The following is a 19,448-nucleotide window of genomic DNA, read 5'->3' on the forward strand; positions in this document are numbered from 1 at the left end:
AGTATTAGGGCATGCCCACTGCCGTTGCCCCGCTTGTCCGCCAGGTCGCCGAGCGCGCCCAGAAGGATTCCGGGTTCGCCGAGGTGCTCGACGCCATCCTGGACGCACCGACCGCCCCCCAGGGGACGCTGGAACGCATCGCCGCGCGCAGCCTCAACGACGAGCGTCGCGGCGCCCTGGTACACGAGTTCGTCGACGGCTCGCTGCCGACGCCGGCCGTGCAAGCCCGGCTGGGGCTGAAATCGCCGCAGGCAGTGCACCGGCTGCGCAGCCGAGGCAAACTGATCGGTTCTGCTGTCGGCAACCAAACATGGTTCCCGGCTTGGCAATTCGACGACGATCGGCTGCGGACGGATCTGCCGCGGATCCTGGAGTTGCTGGTGCGGTTCACATCAGATCCGCTGGCCGCCGACCGGATCATGCGGCTAAAGCACGACGAGCTCGGCGGCTCGTCGATCGCCGAGGCGCTGCGCCGCCCGAAGACCGCCGAGACCGCGTGGCGGATGCTCGCCGCCGTCGGTGCCTGACCTTCCCGACGGTTACCGGGCGCCGCTGCCCGAGGCCCGGCCCGTCGGGCTGCGCCGTCGACGCGTCGAGGCGGGCACCGAACTGTGGCGCGTGGAGGCTGCCGCGCCGGCGGAGTGGACATGGGACGGGTTCCCCACCCCGCGCTTTCGCTTCGATCCGGAGTCTGGCGCGTTCCGAACCCGCTATGCCACAAGCACACTCGTCGGCGCGTTCCGCGAGCGCTACCGGCCGACGGGACTGATGATTCCCGCCGACCATGCGGCGCACTATCTGGTGCGGCTGGTCGCGGTCCGGCATCTGAGGGTGCTCGACCTGCGCACCGAGGCGAACCTGGATGTCCTGCACGTCGACGACCAGATCAACACCGGCCAGCACCCCGACGTGTGGGGCACGTGTCATCGGCTGGCCGATGCGGTGCGGCGATGGTGGACCGGGCCCGACGCTCTCGACGCCATCGTATACCGGCCGCGCACCACCCCGGAGACATCGATCAACTACGCCTTCTTCGCCCTCGACGCGTTCACCACCTCGTCATCGACATTGGCCGAGCGCACCGACGTTCTTACCGAACTTGTGCTGCGCCATGGGTTTACCGTCGGCTGGGATATCGGCGGCTAGTGCCGTGTAGGCAGACCATCGGCACCATGTATAGCCAAACCGGCGCCCCGTACTTACGGTATTGGCATGGCCGAACAGTCACCCGCGATCACGGTTTCTCACCACCCGACGGCAGTGCTCCGTGTCATCAACCCGGTCGTCCGGCTCTTGCTGCGTCTTCCCGTTGGGGCGGCCCGCAAGCAGCTGATGTTGTTGAGCTTCACGGGACGAAAGACCGGTCGCCAGTATTCAATTCCCTTGACTGCACACCGGCTCGGCAATGACCTGTATGCGCTGACCGACTCGGGCTGGAAGTGGAACTTCCGCGGCGGTGCTCAGGCGCAGGTTCTCCACGACGGCAAGACCAGCACGATGCGTGGCGAGCTCGTCGAAGACCCGGTGGTCATCGCAGATCTCTACCGCCGCTGTGCGCAGTCATCTCCGGGCAAAGACCCACAGCGCGCAATGGGATTGAAGTTCCGCGATGGCGAGATCCCGTCGGTCGAGGCCTTCACCGAAGCGGTGGATCGGCTCAATCTGGCCGCGATTCGGTTGACTCCCGCTTAAAGCTGCTCGCGCAGCCGCTCGACCAGCCGGACCAATCCGGTGTGATGCGACCCGGGCCAGTAGATCCGGCCACAATCCGCGCAGCGTCGAAAATCGTTGTAATAGCGCCTTGTTAGCGGTTCCAGGTCCTCGATTACCTCGTCCTTGGAAACCGTGACCAGCGGGCCATTGCAGCGCAGGCATCGGGTCAGCGGCGCCAACCGTTGCGCCAAGTCCAGTCGCCGGATCACCTCCAGCGTCTGCTCCTCGGCGTGCTCCGAGTACACGAACAGACCATGGGTGATCGTGCGTCGCTTCAGCAGACCGCGGTCGCGGGTCAGCAGGATTCGCTGTCGGCTCAGGCTGATATCGGTCAGGGTCTGGTCGTCGGCGTCATTCGACCACCACACGTCGAAGCCGAGCACGCGCAGCAGCCGCGCCAACCGGCCGAGGTTGACGTCGACGACGAAACGCGGCTCCCGTAGCGGCACCGGCCGCAGCTGGGCCGTCGACCCGACGTCGAGCGCCTCGAACATCGGGTAGGCGGCGATGCGGTCGCCCACCGCCGGGCGGTGCGCGAACCCGACCGGATCCCCGTTGACGAGGATCAGGTCGACCTCGGTGTGCGGCACGCCCATCGCCTCGAGGATGTCCTTGACCGTCTGGTGCGACCGGAACGGGCGGCGCACCGTCACGCCGCGGGACTCGGGCCCCAGGAACTCGTTCAGCTCGGCGTATGCCCGGACGTCTACGTAGCCGGCCATTGCTCCATGCTCTCCCCGCGGGATCGCGGGGCACAAGAATAGGTGGACGTCGATGTGCCCGCCTCGCAGCGACAACCGCCGGTACGACGCTCGTCGACGCGCGCGAATTGCTCACCTACGCCACTGGTGACTCGCCAAGCACACCAGTGGTCCCGAAAAGGGCGGTTTCGGCCTGCCCGGCTATCAGCGACAACTTGGCTTTGTCGCGCAACGCCAGCACCCGCTTGTGGATCCGGTATTCAGTGCTGCGCGGCATTCCGCCGGGGCCATAGCGACCGCGGCCGAGCCGGCGCACGCGGCCGTATCCCATCTCCCAGCGCAAGGCATCCGAGATCGCCTTCGACGCGCGCCCGCTCACGGCAAAGCCGTGCCACCTGAGCGCCTCGGCCAACTCGGTAATGGTTGCCGGCCCGTGCAGGGCCAAATGCCATGTCAGTACATAGCGGAGTTCGGTACCCCGCAGCTGCAACGGTTCATTCATCATCGAACCCTCGCAGCTGCCACCGACAACTCCAGTCGTTGTCGCTGATAGCCGGGCACCCCGAAATGGCCGAATCTGCGGTAACAGATGGGGCGCACCAGCTTTGAGTGTCTGGTGTGACGACTCGGTCACCGGCTGAGCCCGTCAAACCCCGGTTTGTCGCTAGGAGGAGGGCACATCGTGCATCCCTTCTCGCCGGTGACTCATGTGACGCGTGGGACTCCGGCGCCTTGTGCCGCATACGTCCGGGTAATCACCGGCTGCTCGTACCCCGCTTCGTGCACCGCCCCTCGTACCGCGGAAGCGACGGCATCCACCCGCTCAACCGGAACCAACGCGATCACACAGCCACCGAACCCGCCACCGGTCATCCGCGCCCCGAGCGCGCCCGCGCCCACCGCCGCGTCGGCGATCACATCGATGTGCTCCGTGGTGATTTCGAAGTCGTCCCGCATCGAGGCATGCGACGCGGTGAAGATGCGCCCCGCCTCGGAAAAATCCGAGTCGCCCAGCGCCGCAACGAAATCCAACACCCGCTGGTTCTCCGTCAGCACGTGCCGGGCACGACGCGCATCGACCGCATCGCCGACAGCCGCCAGCGCCGACACGTCAGAAACCTCTCGCAGCGACGACACCCCCACCGCGGCGGCCGCCCGTTCGCACGACGCACGACGGGCCGCATACTCGCCGCCGGCGTGGGTATGCCGCGCCCGAGAGTCGACCAACAACAGCGCAACCCCCGCGGCCTCGGGATCGAACCGCACCGGCCGCACGGTCAGGTCGCGAAAGTCGATCAGCAAAGCCGTCGCCGGCTCACCGAACAGCGCAGCCAACTGGTCGAGCAAACCCGTTGGCGCGCCAACGTATTCGTTCTCCGCGCGCTGAGCCAGCCGCGCCTGCGAGATGCGGTCGACGCACACACCGGCGGCCGACACCAGCGCGCCCAGTACCGCGCACTCCAGCGCCGCCGACGACGACAGGCCCGACCCGATCTCGACGTCACTGCTCACCGATATCGCGCCGCCGGGCACCGAGTAGCCGGCGCAGCGCAACGCCCACACCACCCCGGCCACATAGCCGGCCCAGCCCGTCACCTCACCGGGAGCGGTGTCGAGCGGAATCCGCACCGAGCCGTCCATCCGGTCGCTGCGCACGGTAATCGCACGGGCATCCGAGGGTTCGAACGTCACCGTGGTGCGCTGCGGCAGCGCGATCGGCAGCGCGAATCCGAGGTTGTAATCGGTGTGTTCGCCGATCAGGTTGATCCGCCCGGGCGCGGCGTATCGGACGGTCACCCGAGTTCTCGCAACCGCTGCGCGACGGCTTCCGGCATCACGTCGCTGATGAACGCGTCCATCGCCGACTCGGAGGCCGCCAGGTATTTCAACGCGGTGGCGCTGCGCCGGATCGACATCAGCTCGACGTGAAAGTAGCCCTCCCGCTGCGCGTCGGTGTCGGTGTACTGGTGCAGCGCCGACATATACGGCAGCGGAGCGGAATACAGCCGGTCGAATCGCCGCAGCAGGTCGAGATAGATCTGTGCAAAATCGTCCAGTTCAACGTCAGAGAGATCACCGAGGTTGTGCACGAACCGATTCGGGTAGATGTGCACCTCCACCGGCCAGCGTGCGGCAAACGGCACGAACGCCGTGAACGACGTGGTGCGCGCAACGACACGACTGCCGTCGGCGACCTCGCCCGCCAGCAGATCTTCAAACAGGTTGCGGCCACACCGGTTTCGATGCACACGCGCCTGCTCCAGCATGGTGGCGGTCCGCGGCGTCAGATACGGATAGCCGTAGATCTGACCGTGCGGGTGGCTCAGCGTCACCCCGATTTCCTCGCCGCGGTTCTCGAAGCAGAACACCTGCTCCACACCCGGCTCGGCCATCAAGTCGACCGTGCGATGCCGCCACGCGTCCACGACCAGCCGGGCGTGCGCTGAGTCCAGGTCGCAAAACGAACCGGTGTGATCGGACGAAAAGCAGATCACCTCGCAGCGGCCGTAGCCGGGCACCGGCACGATCCCGTCGGGCACCTGAAGCTCCCCACTCCCGCACAGGCTCGGGAACCGGTTCTCGAAAACCACGACGTCGTACTCGGGCGCGGGCACCTCGCTGGTAAGACCGGTCGGGCCCGGGCACAGTGGACACTGGTCGGCGGGCGGCTTGTAGGTGCGGTCCTGGCGCAGCGCCGCGACGATCACCCACTGCCCGGTCGTCCGGTCGAACCGCAACTGCGACTGGCGCGGGTCACGCTCGGGCAGCGGCCGGCGGTCTACAACCGGCGCCGGCGTGTGACCGGGCAACGAGAAGAACAGCAGGTCGCGGCCGTCGGCCAGCTTCGCCCGGGTCGGCGCCGTCACGATGTCGAAGACTAATCGACCGCCGCGTTTGGACCACGGCGCCACAGTGCAGTAACGATGAGGAAGGCAGAAGGAGGCGGTCACAGGTGCGCGGTCGGTTCGAGCGAGCCCTGAACTGGCTGATCGGATCCGACCCCGGGGCGCTCCGGCTGCGGATGGCCACCCGGACGACGGCCGCGCTTGGGTGCGCGCTGGCGATCCTGTTCCTGCTGGCCAAGGCCACCGGCCAGCCGGTGACCGTCGCCCTGCTCGGCGTGCTGATCACGATGGTCGCGGCGCGGTCCGTCAACGAGCCCGACCCTCGTCAGCAGAAAATCACGATGGCGCTGCTTCCGCCGCCCGCCGCGGTGGCCATCTCCGCCGGCACGCTGCTGGCGCCACACAAGCTGGTAAGCGACATCGTGTTCGTGGTGGTGGTGTTCGCCGCGGTCTACATCCGCCGCTTCGGCCCGCGCGGACGGGCGCTGGGCATGGTCATGTTCATGGCCTACTTCTTCACGTTGTTTCTGCGGGCCACGACTGCTGAGCTGCCCTGGCTGATCGGGGCCGTGCTGGTGGGCACGCTGTGCAGCTTTGTCTTCGCCACCTATGTGCTGCCCGATCGGCCCGAACGCGTGCTGTCGGCAACCCTGCGCTCCCTGCGGGCGCGGATGGCCATCGTCGTCGACACCACTGCAGAGGCAGTCCGGGCCGGGCGGCTCGACGAGCGACGGCGCCGCCGGCTACGGGCCCGGATCGCCCGGCTCAACGAGACCGCGCTGATGGTCCAGAGCCAGATCGAAGACAAGGTCAACCCCGCGACGCTGCCCGGCATCACCGGCGAGCAGCTGGCGCTGTGGCTGTTCGACGCCGAACTCACCGTCGAGCGAGTCGCCACCGCCGGGGCGCGAGCCGCGATGGCCGACATTCCGGCCACGGACCGTGCCGAAGCGGCCGCGGCGCTCACCCAGCTGGCCACTGCCATCCGCCTGCCCGACCGCGGCGGGCTCGAACAGGCCGCGACCATGGCTCAGCGGATGCTCGACCAGCGGCCACCCGGCCCAATCAGGCGCCTCGCGATGGCGGTAATCGCAACGACCACAGCCACTTCCGAAGTTCGCGCGCGCATCGAGCACCAGGAAAGCAGAGCGCCGACGCCGCCCGACACGGAACCGCCCGAACCCGGTCTGCGGCCAACCACCCGGCAGGCCATTCAGGTCGCCGTCGCCGCATCGTTGGCGATCGTCGTCGGCGAAGCGGTATCCCCGGCGCGCTGGTATTGGGCGGTGATCGCTGCGTTCGTGATCTTCGCCGGCACCAACTCCTGGGGCGAAACCCTCACCAAGGGCTGGCAGCGGCTGCTCGGCACCGCGCTCGGTGTGCCGAGCGGCGTGCTGATCGCCACGCTGGTCTCCGGCGACCGCGCCGCGTCGCTGGTCCTGATCTTCGTGTGCCTGTTCTGCGCCCTCTATGTCATGAAGATCGCCTACAGCATGATGATCTTCTGGATCACCACGATGCTGGCGTTGCTGTACGGCCTGCTCGGTCAGTTCACCGTCCACCTGCTGTTGCTGCGCATCGAGGAGACCGCGATCGGCGCGGTGATCGGCGCCGCGGTCGCGATCCTGGTGCTGCCGACCGACACCCGAAGCGCCATCCGCGACGACGCCCACGCCTTCTTGACGACGCTGTCTGCCCTGATCGAAGCGTCCGTGTCGTCGCTGCTCGGAAAGGCCGAGGGCAACCCGACAGACCTGGCCCGTCAACTCGACCGCAACCTGCAGCAGTACCGAGTCACGGCCAAGCCGATGATGGCCGGGGTCGCCGGCCTCTCCGGGCGCCGCAGTATCCGTCGCGGCCTCCGCATGCTCTCCGCCTGCGACCACTACGCGCGGACCCTGGCCCGCAACAGCGCACCGTACGACGACGCGCCGTCCGCGCTGGCCGATGCCGTGAGCGCAGCTGCCGCGCAGGTCCGCCGCAATATCGACGCGCTGGACGCCACCCGCGACGGCACCGCAACAAACGTAGCGCCCGCCACCGACTACCTCGACGCCGCCGAAACCCTGGCTCGTGAAAACGAGCGCCCCAGCCTGCTCGCCGCCCTCCACGCGCTGCGTCAGATCGACCGGGCTGTCGTGACCGCGGCCGTCGAACTGGGTGCCGACGACGCTGCTACCAGACCCGTAGCCAGTCGATGAGCATCTCGGCCGGGTAGCTGCCCGGGCCGGGGTCGCCGCCGCCTGACCCGGCAACGGCCAGGTTGAGCACCGGAAACACCTGGTAGCCGGGGTCGTTGAACGGCCAGTCCGCGATCGAGCGCGCCGGGACGGTGAAGTACGGCGCCGCGCCGTCGGTGTAGTCCTGCCAGAACCGCATACCGGCGTCGTCCCATTGGCACCGCCAGGTGTGCCACCCGCTGTCCAGCGCGATGTTGTGCGTCGCCCACTCGGCGCCGTTCGCCTTGGTGTGCACCGTGGTGGCCGACGGCCAGCTGCCGTTGCCGTACCACTCCATGACGTCGATCTCGCCGTTGTTGTCGTTGCCCAGCCAGAACGCGGGCCAGCAACCGGCGGTCAGGCAGTTGAGCTTGATCCGGGCTTCCCAGGTGTGCCCGATGCCGCCGCGCCACGAACTTTGCACCTTGCCGCTGTAAAAGGTGTTGCCCTCTTTTGCGGCGCGCAGCACCAGGTTCGAATTGCCGTCGAGGAACACGTTTTTGCGGTCGTCGCGGTACTGGCCGACGTTTTCCGGCCGTTCCCAGTACGTCGGGTCCTTCATCGACTCGCGGGCCCGCGCCACCGTCCACTTCGACCGGTCGGGCGCCGAGCCGGCCGGGCCGTCGAACTCGTCGTGGAACAGGTAGTTTGCGGATGCCGCGGGTGGCGCGGCGCTGGCCGTGGGAACGGGAACGGCGGCGGTCAGCAGGCCGAATCCCGTCATCAACATCATGCTGCGTCGGTCCATCTCAGGCAGACTACCCATTCGAGTACCGGCCGACCGTGAAGCGGGTAGACGCCTACTCCACTTGTGTCGATTTGCTGAACATCGCTGGTCACACGCGTACCCTTAGGCACCCAGGGGAGCCTTCGGGGGCCGGAGGCGCATGTGAGCCCATCTAATACCGCGATCGACGATTTGCTGGACCGCGCAGTGCGGGCCATCAACGCGGGCGACCGCGCGACCGCGACCACCCTTGCCGGACAGGTCCTGTGCGTCGACCACGGCAATCCGGAGGCCGAGGACCTGCTCGCCGCTCCCGACCGATACGGCGAAATCCGACGCCTCACAATCATGTTCGCCGATCTGGTGGATTCGACGCTGCTGTCCACCCGGCTGGAACCGGAGACCTACCGGACGTTGGTCGGCCGCTACCGCGACGAGGTGTCCCGGCTCATCGACCGGTACGAGGGCCATATCTGCTCGATCAAGGGCGACGGACTGCTGGCGGTATTCGGCCACCCCAAGGCACACGAGGACGACCTGCGCCGCGCCATCGCCGCCGGACTCGACATCACCCGGGCGGTGGCACGGCTCAGCGAGCAGGCCAGCCGCAAGTTCGGGGCCCCGATCAGTGTGCGGGTCGGCATCCACCGCGGCCTGGTCTACCTCGACACCGGCCAGGACGACGTCTACGGATTCGCCGCCAATCTGACGGCCCGCATCTCCGGTCTGGCCGACCCGGGCACCGTCGCGGTATCCGATGCCGTCGCGCCGTTGGTGCGCGACGCGTTCGAGCTCACCGCCCGCCCACCGGCTGCGGTGAAAGGCGTCGACGGCCTGATCCCCCACCATCGGGTGGTCGCCGAGCGGCCGGCCGCCCCGCCGCTGCGCCCGCTGCCGCTGATCGGCCGGGACCGGGAACGCGACTGGCTGCAGCAGAGCTGGCAGCGGGCCTGCGACGGCGTGCTGACCACTCCCGGCGTCGCATTCCGCGGCGAGCCCGGAATCGGCAAGACCCGGCTCGCCGGCGAGGCCGTCGCATTGGCCCGCGCCTCGGGCGCGCCGATCGTCGAGCTGATCGGCTCGCCGCTGCATACCGACAGCGGCCTGCACCCGGTGCGAATGCTGTTGCAGCGGCACTGCGGCATCACCCGGCTCACCGACGGCGCGGAGCGGCTCCGGCTATTGGAAAACGAATTAGCCGCCCGCGCAATGGATCCCGAAAGCACAGCGCCACTGCTGGCGCCGGTGCTGGGCGTTGGCCCCGAGCACGGTTATCAGCCGGCGGCCGCGGAAGGCCGCACCCTCTACGAGTCCATCGGCGCGGCCGTCCGGCAGTACGTGCTGGCCTGCATCGGTGACCAACCGGGATTGGTGGTCGCCGAGGACCTGCACTGGTTCGACCCGTCCACCCTGGAACTGATCACCGCGCTGCTGGGCACCGCCGACGGCCGCCTGCTGGTAGTCCTGACCGGGCGCGAGGACGGTTGGATGCAATCCGATTGGCCGGTAACGCTTTTCGACCTTGCCCCGTTGACCGACGAGCAGTCCGATGCGCTGATCGATGCGTTGGAACCCGAGCTCAACGATGCGCAGCGGGTAGCGGTGCGCAGCCGGTGTGACGGTGTGCCGTTCTACCTCGAACACGTGGTCGGCGAACTCGACGCCGAGGTCGGGGTGCCCGAGGCGTTGTACGAGTCGCTGTTCGCCAGGCTGCATCGCCCGCACGCCGACGTGGTGCCGGTCGCGGAAGCGGCCGCCGTCATCGGGCGCGCCGGCGACATCGCCTTGCTTCGCGCCGTGGTCGGCCGCGACGCCAAGGACGTCGACGAAATCGCCGCCGAACTCGTACGCGCGCGGGTGCTCGAACTCATCGGAAACGACGGCTGGCGATTTCGCCACGAGCTGCTCCGCGAGGTGGCCGCCGAGTTGGCCCCGCCGTCGCTGCGCCGCGAGCTGCACGCTCGCACCGCCCGCGCGCTGGTCGACGCGGCGGCCACCGTCGAACCGGATTGGCGTGTGGTCGCAAGCCATTTCGAGCAGGCCCAGCAGCACGATGAGGCCGTCGCCGCCTACCAAAAGGCATCCATCGACGCCCGTCGCCGCGGTGCCGCCGCGGAGGCGCTCACATGCCTGACCAACGCACTCGAGCAGCTGACCTGCTGTCCAGCAGGGCACGGGCGGGATCGCACGGAGATCGGTATCCGGCTGGAGCGCGGATTTCTGGCCGGCGCCGTGCAGGGCAGCATGAGCGGCGAGGGACCCGCCGACTTGGAACGCTGCCTGGAATTGGCGAGTAGGGGCAGGCACGAGGAAGAGCTCTTCCTCACGATGGCTGCGCTGATCGGCTACTACGTGCCGCGGGCAGACCTGCGCCGAGCCAACGAACTGCTCGAATCACTGTCGAGCCACCTCCCGCGGCACTGGCGGTGGTGTTACCCGGCGATCGCGTCCACGCTGGGATCGGTCAAATGGCTGGAGGGCGATTTCGCGGCCGCCCGCAGGCAGTTCCAACTGGCCTTGGCGGATCGCTCGGCGGCGGATCCGCAGGAGCTTGCTCATGCGTGGTGGCTTGCCGACGACCCGATCTCCTCGGCACACACCTACTTGGCGCTGACGAATGTGCTGTCCGGCGACCTGGATCGCGCCGACACGGAGCTGGCCGAGTCGTTCCGGCGTTGCGATGCCCTGGAATTTCCGCAGAACGCCTCCAACCGGGCCCACACGTACTACACGGCGACGTGGGTCTGCCTGGAGGCCGGCCAGATTGAGCGGGCCGCCACGCAGGCGGTCGAGCTCCGCACACTGAGCGATCGGACGGGGCTGGACTTGTGGCGAGCGGTCGGCGCGGCCGAACATGCGACCGTCAAGGCGCTCGCCGCGCTCAGCGCCGGCGCCGACCCGGCTACGTTGACGGCCAGCGCTGAGCGACTGTCGTGGTGGGTGGACGGGTCGCGCCTGATGCACCTCAACCTGTACCTGACTTTCCACGACGCGGTTATCGGCCGCCTGCTCATTGCCGCGGGCCAACCGGACAAGGCGCGCGAGCGGTTGCAGACGGCGCTGCGCCACGCGGAAGAAACCGGAATGCACTTTCAGGACGCCGAGCTCAGGCGCCTCCTGGCACACACGTTCACCGAGCCGCAACCGCGCCGCGAGGCCCTGGCCGGCGCGCTCGAGTTGGCACGTCGGCAAGGTGCAGTGTTGTTCGAATTGCGGTGCCTCCTCGATGGTTTCGACCTGTTGGGTGAGGGTGACAGGTCAGCGCTGGCCGATGTCGTCGGCCGCTTTCCCGGTGACGCCCGTTGGCCGGAATACGCCCGGGCGGAAGAGATCCTGTCATGACATCGGTGGCGGTGCTGGGCGGTGGAATCGGTGGGCTGACGGCCGCGCACGAACTCGCTCAACGCGGATTCGACGTCACCGTCTACGAGCTGCGCGACGCATTCGGCGGTAAGGCCCGCTCGATGCCGGTGCCGGGCTCGGGAACCGGTAAGCGCGATGACCTGCCTGCCGAACACGGATTTCGGTTCTTCCCAGGCTTTTACCGCCACATCCCGGACACCATGGCACGAATCCCCTACAAGAACCGGACCGTCGCAGACCATCTCACCGCGTCAAAGCGAATGCTGTTGGCCCAGGCCAACAATGGAAATGAGCTCATCGGAATTGCCGAACGACCGTCGTCGCTCGACGACGTCGAGGTGATGATCCGATTCATGTGGGGAGTCGGCGTCGGGCTCGGCATCCCACCTCCGGAAATTGCCTGGTTCTTCGACCGGTTGTTGACGCTGTTGTGTTCCTGCGACGAGCGCCGCTTCGGCGAGTGGGAGCTGGTGAGCTGGTGGGATTTCATGGGTGCCGAGCAACGGTCACCGGCTTTCCAAAAGTTCCTGGCCGACGGGATGACCCGAACTCTCGTCGCCGCACGGGCGCACGAGATGTCCGCGCGCACCGGCGGATTGATCCTGTGCCAGCTGATGTACGACCTGGTGCGCGGCGGCGGACGGATGGACCAGGTGCTCGACGGTCCGACGAGCGAGGTCTGGATCGACCCATGGATCGCGCACCTGACCGGGTTGGGTGTGAAGCTGCGCAGTGGCTGCCAGGTCGCCGCGATCGACTGCACAAGCGGCCGGATAACCCACGTCATCATTGGCGGTGCGGGCGGCCCGGAGCGGGTCGTCGCAGACCACTACGTGGCGGCATTGCCGGTCGAACGACTGCGCACGTTGGTCTCGCCGGCCCTGTGCGAGGCCGAGCCACGGCTGGCCGCGCTGCCGCAACTGGTCGTGCGCTGGATGAACGGCGCGATGTTCTACCTGTACCGCGATGTGCCGCTGGTGCGGGGCCACGCCATCTTCATCGACTCGCAGTGGGCGCTGACCGCGATCTCGCAGGCTCAGTTCTGGCCCGGCATCGACCTCTCGCAGCGCGGCGACGGCAGCGTCCAGGGCATCCTGTCGGTCGACATCTCGGAGTGGAAACGCAAGGGCCGGCATGTCAAGAAGACGGCAATGAAGTGCTCCCCCGCCGAGATTCAGACCGAAGTGTGGGGGGAGCTCGTCGACGCCATCGACGACGGCTCGCTGGATCCCGCCAACGTACACAGCTTCTTTCTCGACCCCGCGATACAGCCGCCGAACCCGACCAAGGCGGCCAACCTCGAGCCACTGCTCGTCAACACCAAGGGCTCGTGGGCGGACCGGCCGGACGCGGTCACCCGGATACCCAACCTCTTCCTCGCCGCCGACTTCGTCCGGACCTACACCGATCTGGCGACGATGGAGGCCGCCAACGAGGCGGCGCGCCGCGCGGTCAACGGCATCCTCGACGCAACCGGTTCGACAGCTCCGCGCTGCCCGATCTGGACGCTGCGTGAACCCGGTGTGCTGGCGCCATTTCGCAAATTGGACCAGGTGCGGTGGCGGCTGGGCCGGCCCGTCACCAAGCCACCCATCCGGGTGAAGCCGGACGGCAAACCGGTGCACAGCGGCCCGCTGGCCCGCGGACTGCTCGCCGTCATGCGCCGCATGCATACCGGGCGCCGCAAATAGCTCACAGGAAGGCTCTAACCAGCGCCTTCTCGGGTTTGTCCGTGATTCCTGCGATCGCTCTTATGTTGGCGGCAACGTCACGGCTTTCACGTTTGCCGACGACGCGAACGAGGACGGGAACCAGCGTCATCCGCGCGGGCGGTTGCAGATACCAGGCGCCCATCGCGGCCGTCCACGATGCGTGGTTGACTTTCGTCCCTCTCGCATTTTCGGGATGCAGAGCGAGGTCGGTGGCGAAATCCCAAGCGGCAGCACGGAATTTGAAGAGCACCCGTTTGATAAACCAAATCTCGTTCGGCACCACTCGGCGGATCCGGCGGAGTTCCGGGGAAAGCTGGTCGACGACGCCGAGCATGCCCGGGATCTGGCCGGCCAGGATGGCGTTGACCCGGTTGAAGTCCTGCGCCAGGCTCTTCAATGCGTTGGGCGAGACCTCGGCCGCGGCGATGCCCAGGTCGAAACCGATGTGTACGTTGATCGCCGCCATCAGCTGCTGAATCATCGTGGCCTGGCTGTCGGTATGGCCGATGAAGGCCACCTCCCACGGAAGCGTCAGCCCGTCGTATTGATGCACGTGGAAATAGGAGTTCAACGCATTGAAGTAACGCTGGGCGAACACGATGTCGAACTTCTGCATCCGCTGTGGGTCGTCGAACTTGCCCTCTTTGACCGCTTCCCGAATCGCGACCGTGGTGCGCTTGTACAAGGAAGCGAAGTAGCCGATGGTGCTCTGCGCTTTGATCGACCAGGCGATGACCTTATCGAGATTGTCCACGACGTCGTCGATCGATTTGACTTTGTTCAGACGTTGCAATGGCAACACGCGACCGGCCATGTCGAGAGGGTTTCCTTTGCTGCGCTAGCTGGGGAAACGATTCTCTCAACGAAAGCAAGGACCGGCTAGGGTAGCCGGATACTCGAGCTATGGCAGGTCCAGGATTCGAACCTGGGTAGGCATACGCCGACGGATTTACAGTCCGCGTATCTGGCCGTTTGTACGTTCAAGCTTTGACGGCTTGCGGAAAAAACCGCTGGTCAGCCCGTTGTGTTTGGAGCAGCTTCCGGTAACCATCCAAACCAACTACGGGCGATCTGCGGGCGGACTGACGAGCACCCGTGCAGTCGGCACCTAACGGCGGCGTGACAGCGAATGTTGCTGAGCTAGCAGATATGGCCCGGGCGCTGCTCGTGAAAGATTGATGGATGCCCGAACACAAGCACAGTTGGGTGGAGGTTGGACAGCCACAACCGGTCGACGACGGGAGCGGCAGAGTGGTTGAAGTTATCAGGCAATTCCGCTGCAGCGTGTGTGGCCGGATTGAAACGGGCAACTACCCGCCCGGTACGTCACCCAAGCCATAGCCATGTCAATGCACGGCACGCGCAACGGCGGACGCGACGCGTTGGTAGCCATCAACCGGCGGGCACGCCGAGGCGTGATGCGCAGCGATGATCTGAGCACCAATCCAGCGACACTGGGCGGGTGAACTACTGCTACTGGTTGTATCCGTGGCCGGTGGAAATAGTCAGCAACCCATCACCGTGGACATGGCTGGGACCAGTGCTGACGTTCTTTGGGTCCGTACTGCTGTTTGTGGGTTCATTGATCGTGTTACAGCGAACCAATGATGCCGCAGACCGGCGTACCGCCGAGGACCGCCAGAATGAACGCCAGCGTGACTATCGACTGTTTCAGCGAGACACGTTGTTGCGCATTGGTGATGAGGTTGTGGAGGCCGCAATCGAAACGTGGGATCAGTTCGTCACAATCCGCAACTCGCCTGCGCCCTTGCGGGATGAGCCGTTCAAAGAGATCGCTGTGTGGGGTCGGAAGATTGCAGGAAATGTCGTACGTCTGAGTCTTATCGGTGCACATGAAACATCGCAGCGCTGCATAGAGTTGCGGGACGCGGTAAATAACCCCGAGCTACAGCAAACGATCTTGGACCTCGACGTGGTGGAGCGAACCACTATCGGTGCTCAACTGCATGGCAAGGAGGCCGAACGCTTGGCCCGCCAACAGGAACTAAGGTCGAAATTTGAGGAACTCATGGAGGGTCTTAATGACGCACGCAAGGCTTTCAGCGACTCGGTCGAGCGTGAACTTGCCCGAACCAACCAACCTCCTCGATAAATGCATAACGCACTGCAGCCGGTCCTACCAGCACCCGGCCAGGTTAATTGACGTGCCGACGGAACCTGTGGCCGCCTTACGATGTCCAGGTGGTACCTGAGCCATTGCAGGTCGACCCCGAGCGGCTCGCCGCTGCGGCGTCGCTGCTGTTGGCGTCGGCGGGCGAGATACCGAGCGCACCCGCGCCCCAGCCCGTGTCTGGCAGTGATCCACTCAGCCAGGCCATCGCGGCGCAGGCGGGCAAGGTTGAGGCTCCGGTGACTGAGGGCCTGCCAGCTGTGCAGAAGGCCGCGACCGAGAACGTCGAGAATGTCGCCAAAGCGGCGAAGGCTTACGAACAGACAGATCAGCGACTTGGCGACGACATCAACCGGCGCACGTTTCCCGTTGACAACACAACGACAACCACACCCACGACTCCCTCTACGGCACCAATGCCTGAATGCGATCTTGACGAGATAGCCAAGCTGCACCGGAAAGTGGATGACCTTGATCGTCGAGAAGCCAACCTGAGAACGGAAATAGAAGCATTCAACAAGTTGCCGCACGATTTCGACATGACTAACCCGGCGGCAGTGAAGGCTGCCGCTGAGTACGAAACAAAACGGGCTGCACTAGTGAAGCGCCGTGACGCCCTGGCGCACGAGGAAATGGACCTTCGCCGAGAGCTAACGGAGTGCGGAATCAAGATGTATTCGAAGAACGGGCAAGAGATCATCGAGTGGCCTGACGGATCAACAACTCCCACCCCTACCCCGAGTACGCCAGCTCCGAACACTCCAACCCCAACCCCATCGGCCAGGCCCCGCTAAGGTGTCGCGGTTTCGATTTTCGCCCTCGCGGTGGCGTATTCGCACCGTATTGATTTGCGCCGCAATCATTGTGCTGGTGATCGCAGGCGTGGTCGTATACGAGCGCCATTCGCACAGCACCCTGCCTTGGCGTGACAGCCACGTCGCGACATCACCGGCACCTGTCCAAACGGTCGTGCCGTTTACCGGACTGTCCGGTCCTGGTGCCTTGGCTGTCGATTCTGCCGGGAACGTCTACGTCGCAGATACCGGCGACAACCGTGTGGTAAAGCTGGCTCCCGAGTCTGCGGCGCAGCAGGTAATCGGGTTCACCGACCTTAACCGCCCGATGGACGTAGCGGCTGATCGGGCAGGCAACGTCTACGTCGTTGACTTCAAGGACCGACTACTGGAATGGGTTTCGGGGCGTAACACCCAGCGGGTGATTCCGTTTTCTCACCGGGAGTCACCGGTCGCGGTGGCGGTGGATCCAGCTGGAAACGTCTACGTCGCAGAACAACTCAGTAAGCGGGTTGTGAAGCTGGCAGCGGGAACCGATACGCCACAGGTGTTGCCGTTTACCGGCCTTGAATCTCCAGGTTCATTAGCGGTCGATTCGGTCGGCAACGTCTATGTCACCGATTTGGTTAATGGTCAGGTAGTTGAATTGGTTGCCGCGTCGAACACTCAGCGTGTGTTGCCGTTTGCACGCAACGCCAACCTGTCCACCGACCTCACCGATCCTGGTGCGCTGACAGTTGATTCGGCGGGAAACGTCTACGTCACAGACAACCTTCTTCGCCAGGTATTGGAGTTGCCAGCGAGCGGTAGCACTCAGCGCGTGGTGCCGTTTTCCGGTCTTGACGGTCCAGGTGGGCTGGCGGTCGATTCCGCCGACAATGTCTATGTCACCGACACGGGCCACAACCGAGTGCTCAAATTGACAGTGCGTTCGCAATGATGAACCTGCCGACCGCGTTTCGCTCACCCAGTTGGTGCTTTAGGCGGTCGTTCTCCCCAAGCAATCACGTTTGTCAGCGCGGTTTGGACTTAGCGACAGGACAATCCGCATGAACCATCATAACCGAAAGCGAGAAAACGTATGCCCGACGTGAAGCCACTAACGTCCGATTACCTGAAGCTCTGGGTTGATTCGTGGTCGCAGACCTACCCCGTAGATCACGATACGCTGCTGGCCAAACTACGTGACTTGCCGCATTTCACGATTGAGCAGATGGCCGCTCTTGTCGATTGGAAGTACCCCCCCCCCGCCCTTGACTGGTCGGCGTCGGGTGCGCCATGAGAGAATACGCGGCCTGGTCGAAAAGAACAGTGAGCAAGCCGTGATCGACGCAACCGCAGCGACATTCGCGGAAATCGACGATGAGCGGGCGCTCAAATTGCTGACGAAGCTTTCCGGCATTTGGACGGCGATTGGCAGTACCGCGCTCATGGCGCATGACCCGGCGCGGTTCACGGTCTATGACGGCCAAGCATCAAAGTCGTTGCGGGCGTTGAATTATCCAGCCAAGCGGGATTCATGGATTGACCATCTGCACGGATGCCGCGCTGTAGCAGCGGATACGGGCCACAGCTTACGTACCGTTGACCACGCGCTATTCACGGCCAAAGGGCGGCTGACGCTGCCGGGGCTTAAATAACAGGGTTCCGATAGTCATCAAGCCGGAGGACGACAGCGCCGTCGAGCAACCGTGCTATAGCGGCGCACTTGTCGTGACAGTGGGCTAGCCATCCCCGCGCGGCTGCGCGTTCGGATTCGTCGACGTCACCGGATTCGCGGGCCAGGGCATCGGCTGCGGCCTCCGCTCTGCAGTGCCAGCCTTCCAATTCGGCGTGGAGTTCGCGGCATGACTCCAAGGGTAGGCCGCTGGCCCCTCTATCCGGGCCAAGGTTTTTTACATGATTGTGGTTGCATTTTCTTCGCCGAACACCGGTTGATCAAGCTCGCCGAGGCATACGCTGCCAGCCAGTAAGGCCAGGTCATCCAACGGTGAGCTTGGGAGGTTCGCCATGACGAGTAAAGCGGGGTCCGAGAATCCACTCGGGCTGGGGCTGGTGATGGTCGGTGCGTTTGCCATAGCTGTCGCGGCGTTCTTACCGCTCGACGAACCGACCGGCATATTCCGCAGGGTCGAAGACAACACCCTCATCCAGCACGGCGGCTGGATGCTTGTCGCGCTTGCGCTGGGAATTGCCGCCAGTGGCTACCGGGTCAGCCAGGGCGGGCGAGGCTTACGCTGGCTGCCCACCATCCTGTCTGTCATCGCAGCGGCGCTAGTCGTCTACATGGCCAACGATACAGACTTCCGAACTCTTTACCCGGTGCGTCCCGACGGAACCGTTGATTCCAACCAACCCGGCATGGTCGCCAGCCTTGGCATCGCTATCTACGTTGCGGGTGTGGGTGTGGCTGCCGCACTGATTGGCTCGCTGATACTTCTTCAGACCGCGAAGCAACATGCTCTGGATGATCCTTTAGTTGCTGATTGGGAGGAAGCCGCAACGACGAAGAAGTGTCCCGATTGCGCCGAGACAATTCTCGTTGACGCCAAGGTCTGCAAGCACTGCGGATACCGGTTCGCCGCTGCGGCTGCGTCTTCCGCACCATCGCCAGCGCTGGCAACGAACAAGCCGAAACCGGCTCCGATAAAACAAAGCTCAAAAGCGCCGCCGAGCCAACGGAAGCCAAAACCGACCTTGGGGCCACAGCCTGACCCGAGTAGGCCGGGTGGGTTGAAAGGCTTTGTGCAAGATTGGAAATCGGTGCCAGCATGGCAAACGCCTCCCAAGCCACAAGGGAAAAGGCAACACAAGTGAACATCACGTCCGGTCTCATCGTCTTCTGACAGTGGCTAAAGATGCCCATCGGACGTAGCACGAACTCGCAAGGTCAGAGAGTGTTGACCAAAGCGCTACTTGCCATTGCGTTGGTCGCGACAACGGCATTACAGCCCGCTCTTGCTTATGCCGATCCCGACAGCGACTTCTTGAAGGCACTCAATATGTACGGGATCGACCTCTCAGTGATGATGGGGCATACCATCACCCCGCAAGACGCTATCGAGCTTGGGCACGATATTTGCAACGATCTGCACTCAGGGAAGTCGGCAGAGGCCGAGACCAACGAGGTGTACCGGATCATGCCGAAAATAACCGACAAACAGGCCGGGAACTTGGTGTCAGCAGCTCAGCTCACGATTTGCCCCGACACCGAATCCTGACGAGCCGACCGGAAGCTAACC

Annotated in this window: 18 protein-coding genes; 12 read left to right on the forward strand and 6 right to left on the reverse strand. The window is 65.1% G+C overall.

The features are described 5' to 3' along the window. The first annotated feature begins 11 nt into the window (after positions 1-11). The 3 genes from AWB95_RS16330 to AWB95_RS16340 all read left to right on the forward strand — a co-directional run bounded on the left by AWB95_RS16330 (position 12) and on the right by AWB95_RS16340 (position 1,692). Positions 12-527 (forward strand): hypothetical protein, encoded by a 516-nt coding sequence (locus tag AWB95_RS16330; RefSeq protein ID WP_085168411.1) that lies wholly within the window; start codon positions 12-14, stop codon positions 525-527. Beyond that, positions 520-1,146, forward strand: coding sequence for an RES family NAD+ phosphorylase (locus AWB95_RS16335; RefSeq protein WP_099539565.1), 627 nt, complete (start codon positions 520-522; stop codon positions 1,144-1,146). Before AWB95_RS16330 ends, AWB95_RS16335 begins: the two co-directional genes overlap by 8 nt. Positions 1,147-1,212: 66 nt before the next feature. Then, the gene (locus AWB95_RS16340) at positions 1,213-1,692 is read left to right on the forward strand and encodes a hypothetical protein (protein WP_062539933.1); all 480 of its coding nucleotides are present in this window, start codon (positions 1,213-1,215) and stop codon (positions 1,690-1,692) included. Here AWB95_RS16340 and AWB95_RS16345 read toward each other — a convergent pair. From AWB95_RS16345 to galT, 4 genes are all read right to left on the reverse strand, one after another. Continuing rightward, positions 1,689-2,435 carry a Mut7-C RNAse domain-containing protein gene (locus AWB95_RS16345; RefSeq protein ID WP_062539934.1) on the reverse strand — a complete coding sequence of 249 codons (747 nt, stop codon included), beginning with the start codon at positions 2,433-2,435 and terminating at the stop codon, positions 1,689-1,691. The genes AWB95_RS16340 and AWB95_RS16345 overlap by 4 nt on opposite strands. Positions 2,436-2,550: 115 nt before the next feature. Further along, positions 2,551-2,916, reverse strand: a complete 366-nt coding sequence (locus AWB95_RS16350) for a hypothetical protein (RefSeq protein ID WP_062539935.1) — start codon at positions 2,914-2,916, stop codon at positions 2,551-2,553. A gap of 203 nt (positions 2,917-3,119) precedes the next feature. After that, positions 3,120-4,211, reverse strand: a complete 1,092-nt coding sequence (locus AWB95_RS16355; protein WP_062539936.1) for a galactokinase — start codon at positions 4,209-4,211, stop codon at positions 3,120-3,122. Beyond that, positions 4,208-5,281 carry a galactose-1-phosphate uridylyltransferase gene (gene galT / locus AWB95_RS16360; protein ID WP_180275975.1) on the reverse strand — a complete coding sequence of 358 codons (1,074 nt, stop codon included), beginning with the start codon at positions 5,279-5,281 and terminating at the stop codon, positions 4,208-4,210. Before galT ends, AWB95_RS16355 begins: the two co-directional genes overlap by 4 nt. A gap of 119 nt (positions 5,282-5,400) precedes the next feature. Here galT and AWB95_RS16365 point away from each other — a divergent pair, with 119 nt between their 5' ends. Beyond that, positions 5,401-7,461 carry an FUSC family protein gene (locus tag AWB95_RS16365; RefSeq protein ID WP_062539939.1) on the forward strand — a complete coding sequence of 687 codons (2,061 nt, stop codon included), beginning with the start codon at positions 5,401-5,403 and terminating at the stop codon, positions 7,459-7,461. On the opposite strand, the gene AWB95_RS16370 is transcribed toward AWB95_RS16365, so the two are convergent. Next, positions 7,436-8,236, reverse strand: a complete 801-nt coding sequence (locus tag AWB95_RS16370; protein WP_062539940.1) for a glycoside hydrolase family 16 protein — start codon at positions 8,234-8,236, stop codon at positions 7,436-7,438. The two genes, AWB95_RS16365 and AWB95_RS16370, sit on opposite strands and share 26 nt — an antisense overlap. Positions 8,237-8,368: 132 nt before the next feature. On the opposite strand from AWB95_RS16370, the gene AWB95_RS16375 reads away from it, so the two are divergent. Next, entirely contained in the window at positions 8,369-11,548 is a 3,180-nt protein-coding gene (locus AWB95_RS16375; RefSeq protein WP_085168412.1) for an adenylate/guanylate cyclase domain-containing protein, read from the forward strand. Then, the gene (locus AWB95_RS16380; protein ID WP_062540521.1) at positions 11,545-13,260 is read left to right on the forward strand and encodes a hydroxysqualene dehydroxylase; all 1,716 of its coding nucleotides are present in this window, start codon (positions 11,545-11,547) and stop codon (positions 13,258-13,260) included. The genes AWB95_RS16375 and AWB95_RS16380 overlap by 4 nt, the downstream gene beginning before the upstream one ends. A gap of 1 nt (position 13,261) precedes the next feature. On the opposite strand, the gene AWB95_RS16385 is transcribed toward AWB95_RS16380, so the two are convergent. Beyond that, positions 13,262-14,095: a DUF5995 family protein gene (locus tag AWB95_RS16385; protein ID WP_062540522.1), complete on the reverse strand. Its 834-nt coding sequence runs from the start codon at positions 14,093-14,095 to the stop codon at positions 13,262-13,264. 648 nt (positions 14,096-14,743) lie between these two features. Here AWB95_RS16385 and AWB95_RS16390 point away from each other — a divergent pair. The 6 genes from AWB95_RS16390 (at position 14,744) to AWB95_RS16420 (ending at position 19,427) form a co-directional block, all read left to right on the forward strand. Continuing rightward, complete coding sequence (locus AWB95_RS16390) at positions 14,744-15,394, forward strand: hypothetical protein (protein ID WP_062539262.1); 651 nt, start codon at positions 14,744-14,746, stop codon at positions 15,392-15,394. Positions 15,395-15,483: 89 nt separating this feature from the next. Further along, complete coding sequence (locus tag AWB95_RS16395; protein ID WP_169714693.1) at positions 15,484-16,206, forward strand: type VII secretion target; 723 nt, start codon at positions 15,484-15,486, stop codon at positions 16,204-16,206. A 76-nt stretch (positions 16,207-16,282) separates the two neighbouring features. After that, entirely contained in the window at positions 16,283-17,146 is an 864-nt protein-coding gene (locus AWB95_RS16400; RefSeq protein WP_139818505.1) for an NHL repeat-containing protein, read from the forward strand. Positions 17,147-17,528: 382 nt separating this feature from the next. Continuing rightward, on the forward strand, positions 17,529-17,846 hold the full coding sequence (locus tag AWB95_RS16410; RefSeq protein ID WP_139818506.1) for a hypothetical protein: 318 nt from the start codon (positions 17,529-17,531) through the stop codon (positions 17,844-17,846). Positions 17,847-18,216: 370 nt separating this feature from the next. Beyond that, on the forward strand, positions 18,217-19,023 hold the full coding sequence (locus AWB95_RS16415; RefSeq protein ID WP_084707007.1) for a zinc ribbon domain-containing protein: 807 nt from the start codon (positions 18,217-18,219) through the stop codon (positions 19,021-19,023). An 80-nt stretch (positions 19,024-19,103) separates the two neighbouring features. Next, complete coding sequence (locus AWB95_RS16420) at positions 19,104-19,427, forward strand: DUF732 domain-containing protein (RefSeq protein ID WP_169714694.1); 324 nt, start codon at positions 19,104-19,106, stop codon at positions 19,425-19,427. The last annotated feature ends 21 nt before the right edge of the window (positions 19,428-19,448 follow it).

The organism is Mycobacterium celatum (assembly GCF_002101595.1).
Taxonomy (GTDB): Bacteria; Actinomycetota; Actinomycetes; order Mycobacteriales; family Mycobacteriaceae; genus Mycobacterium; species Mycobacterium celatum.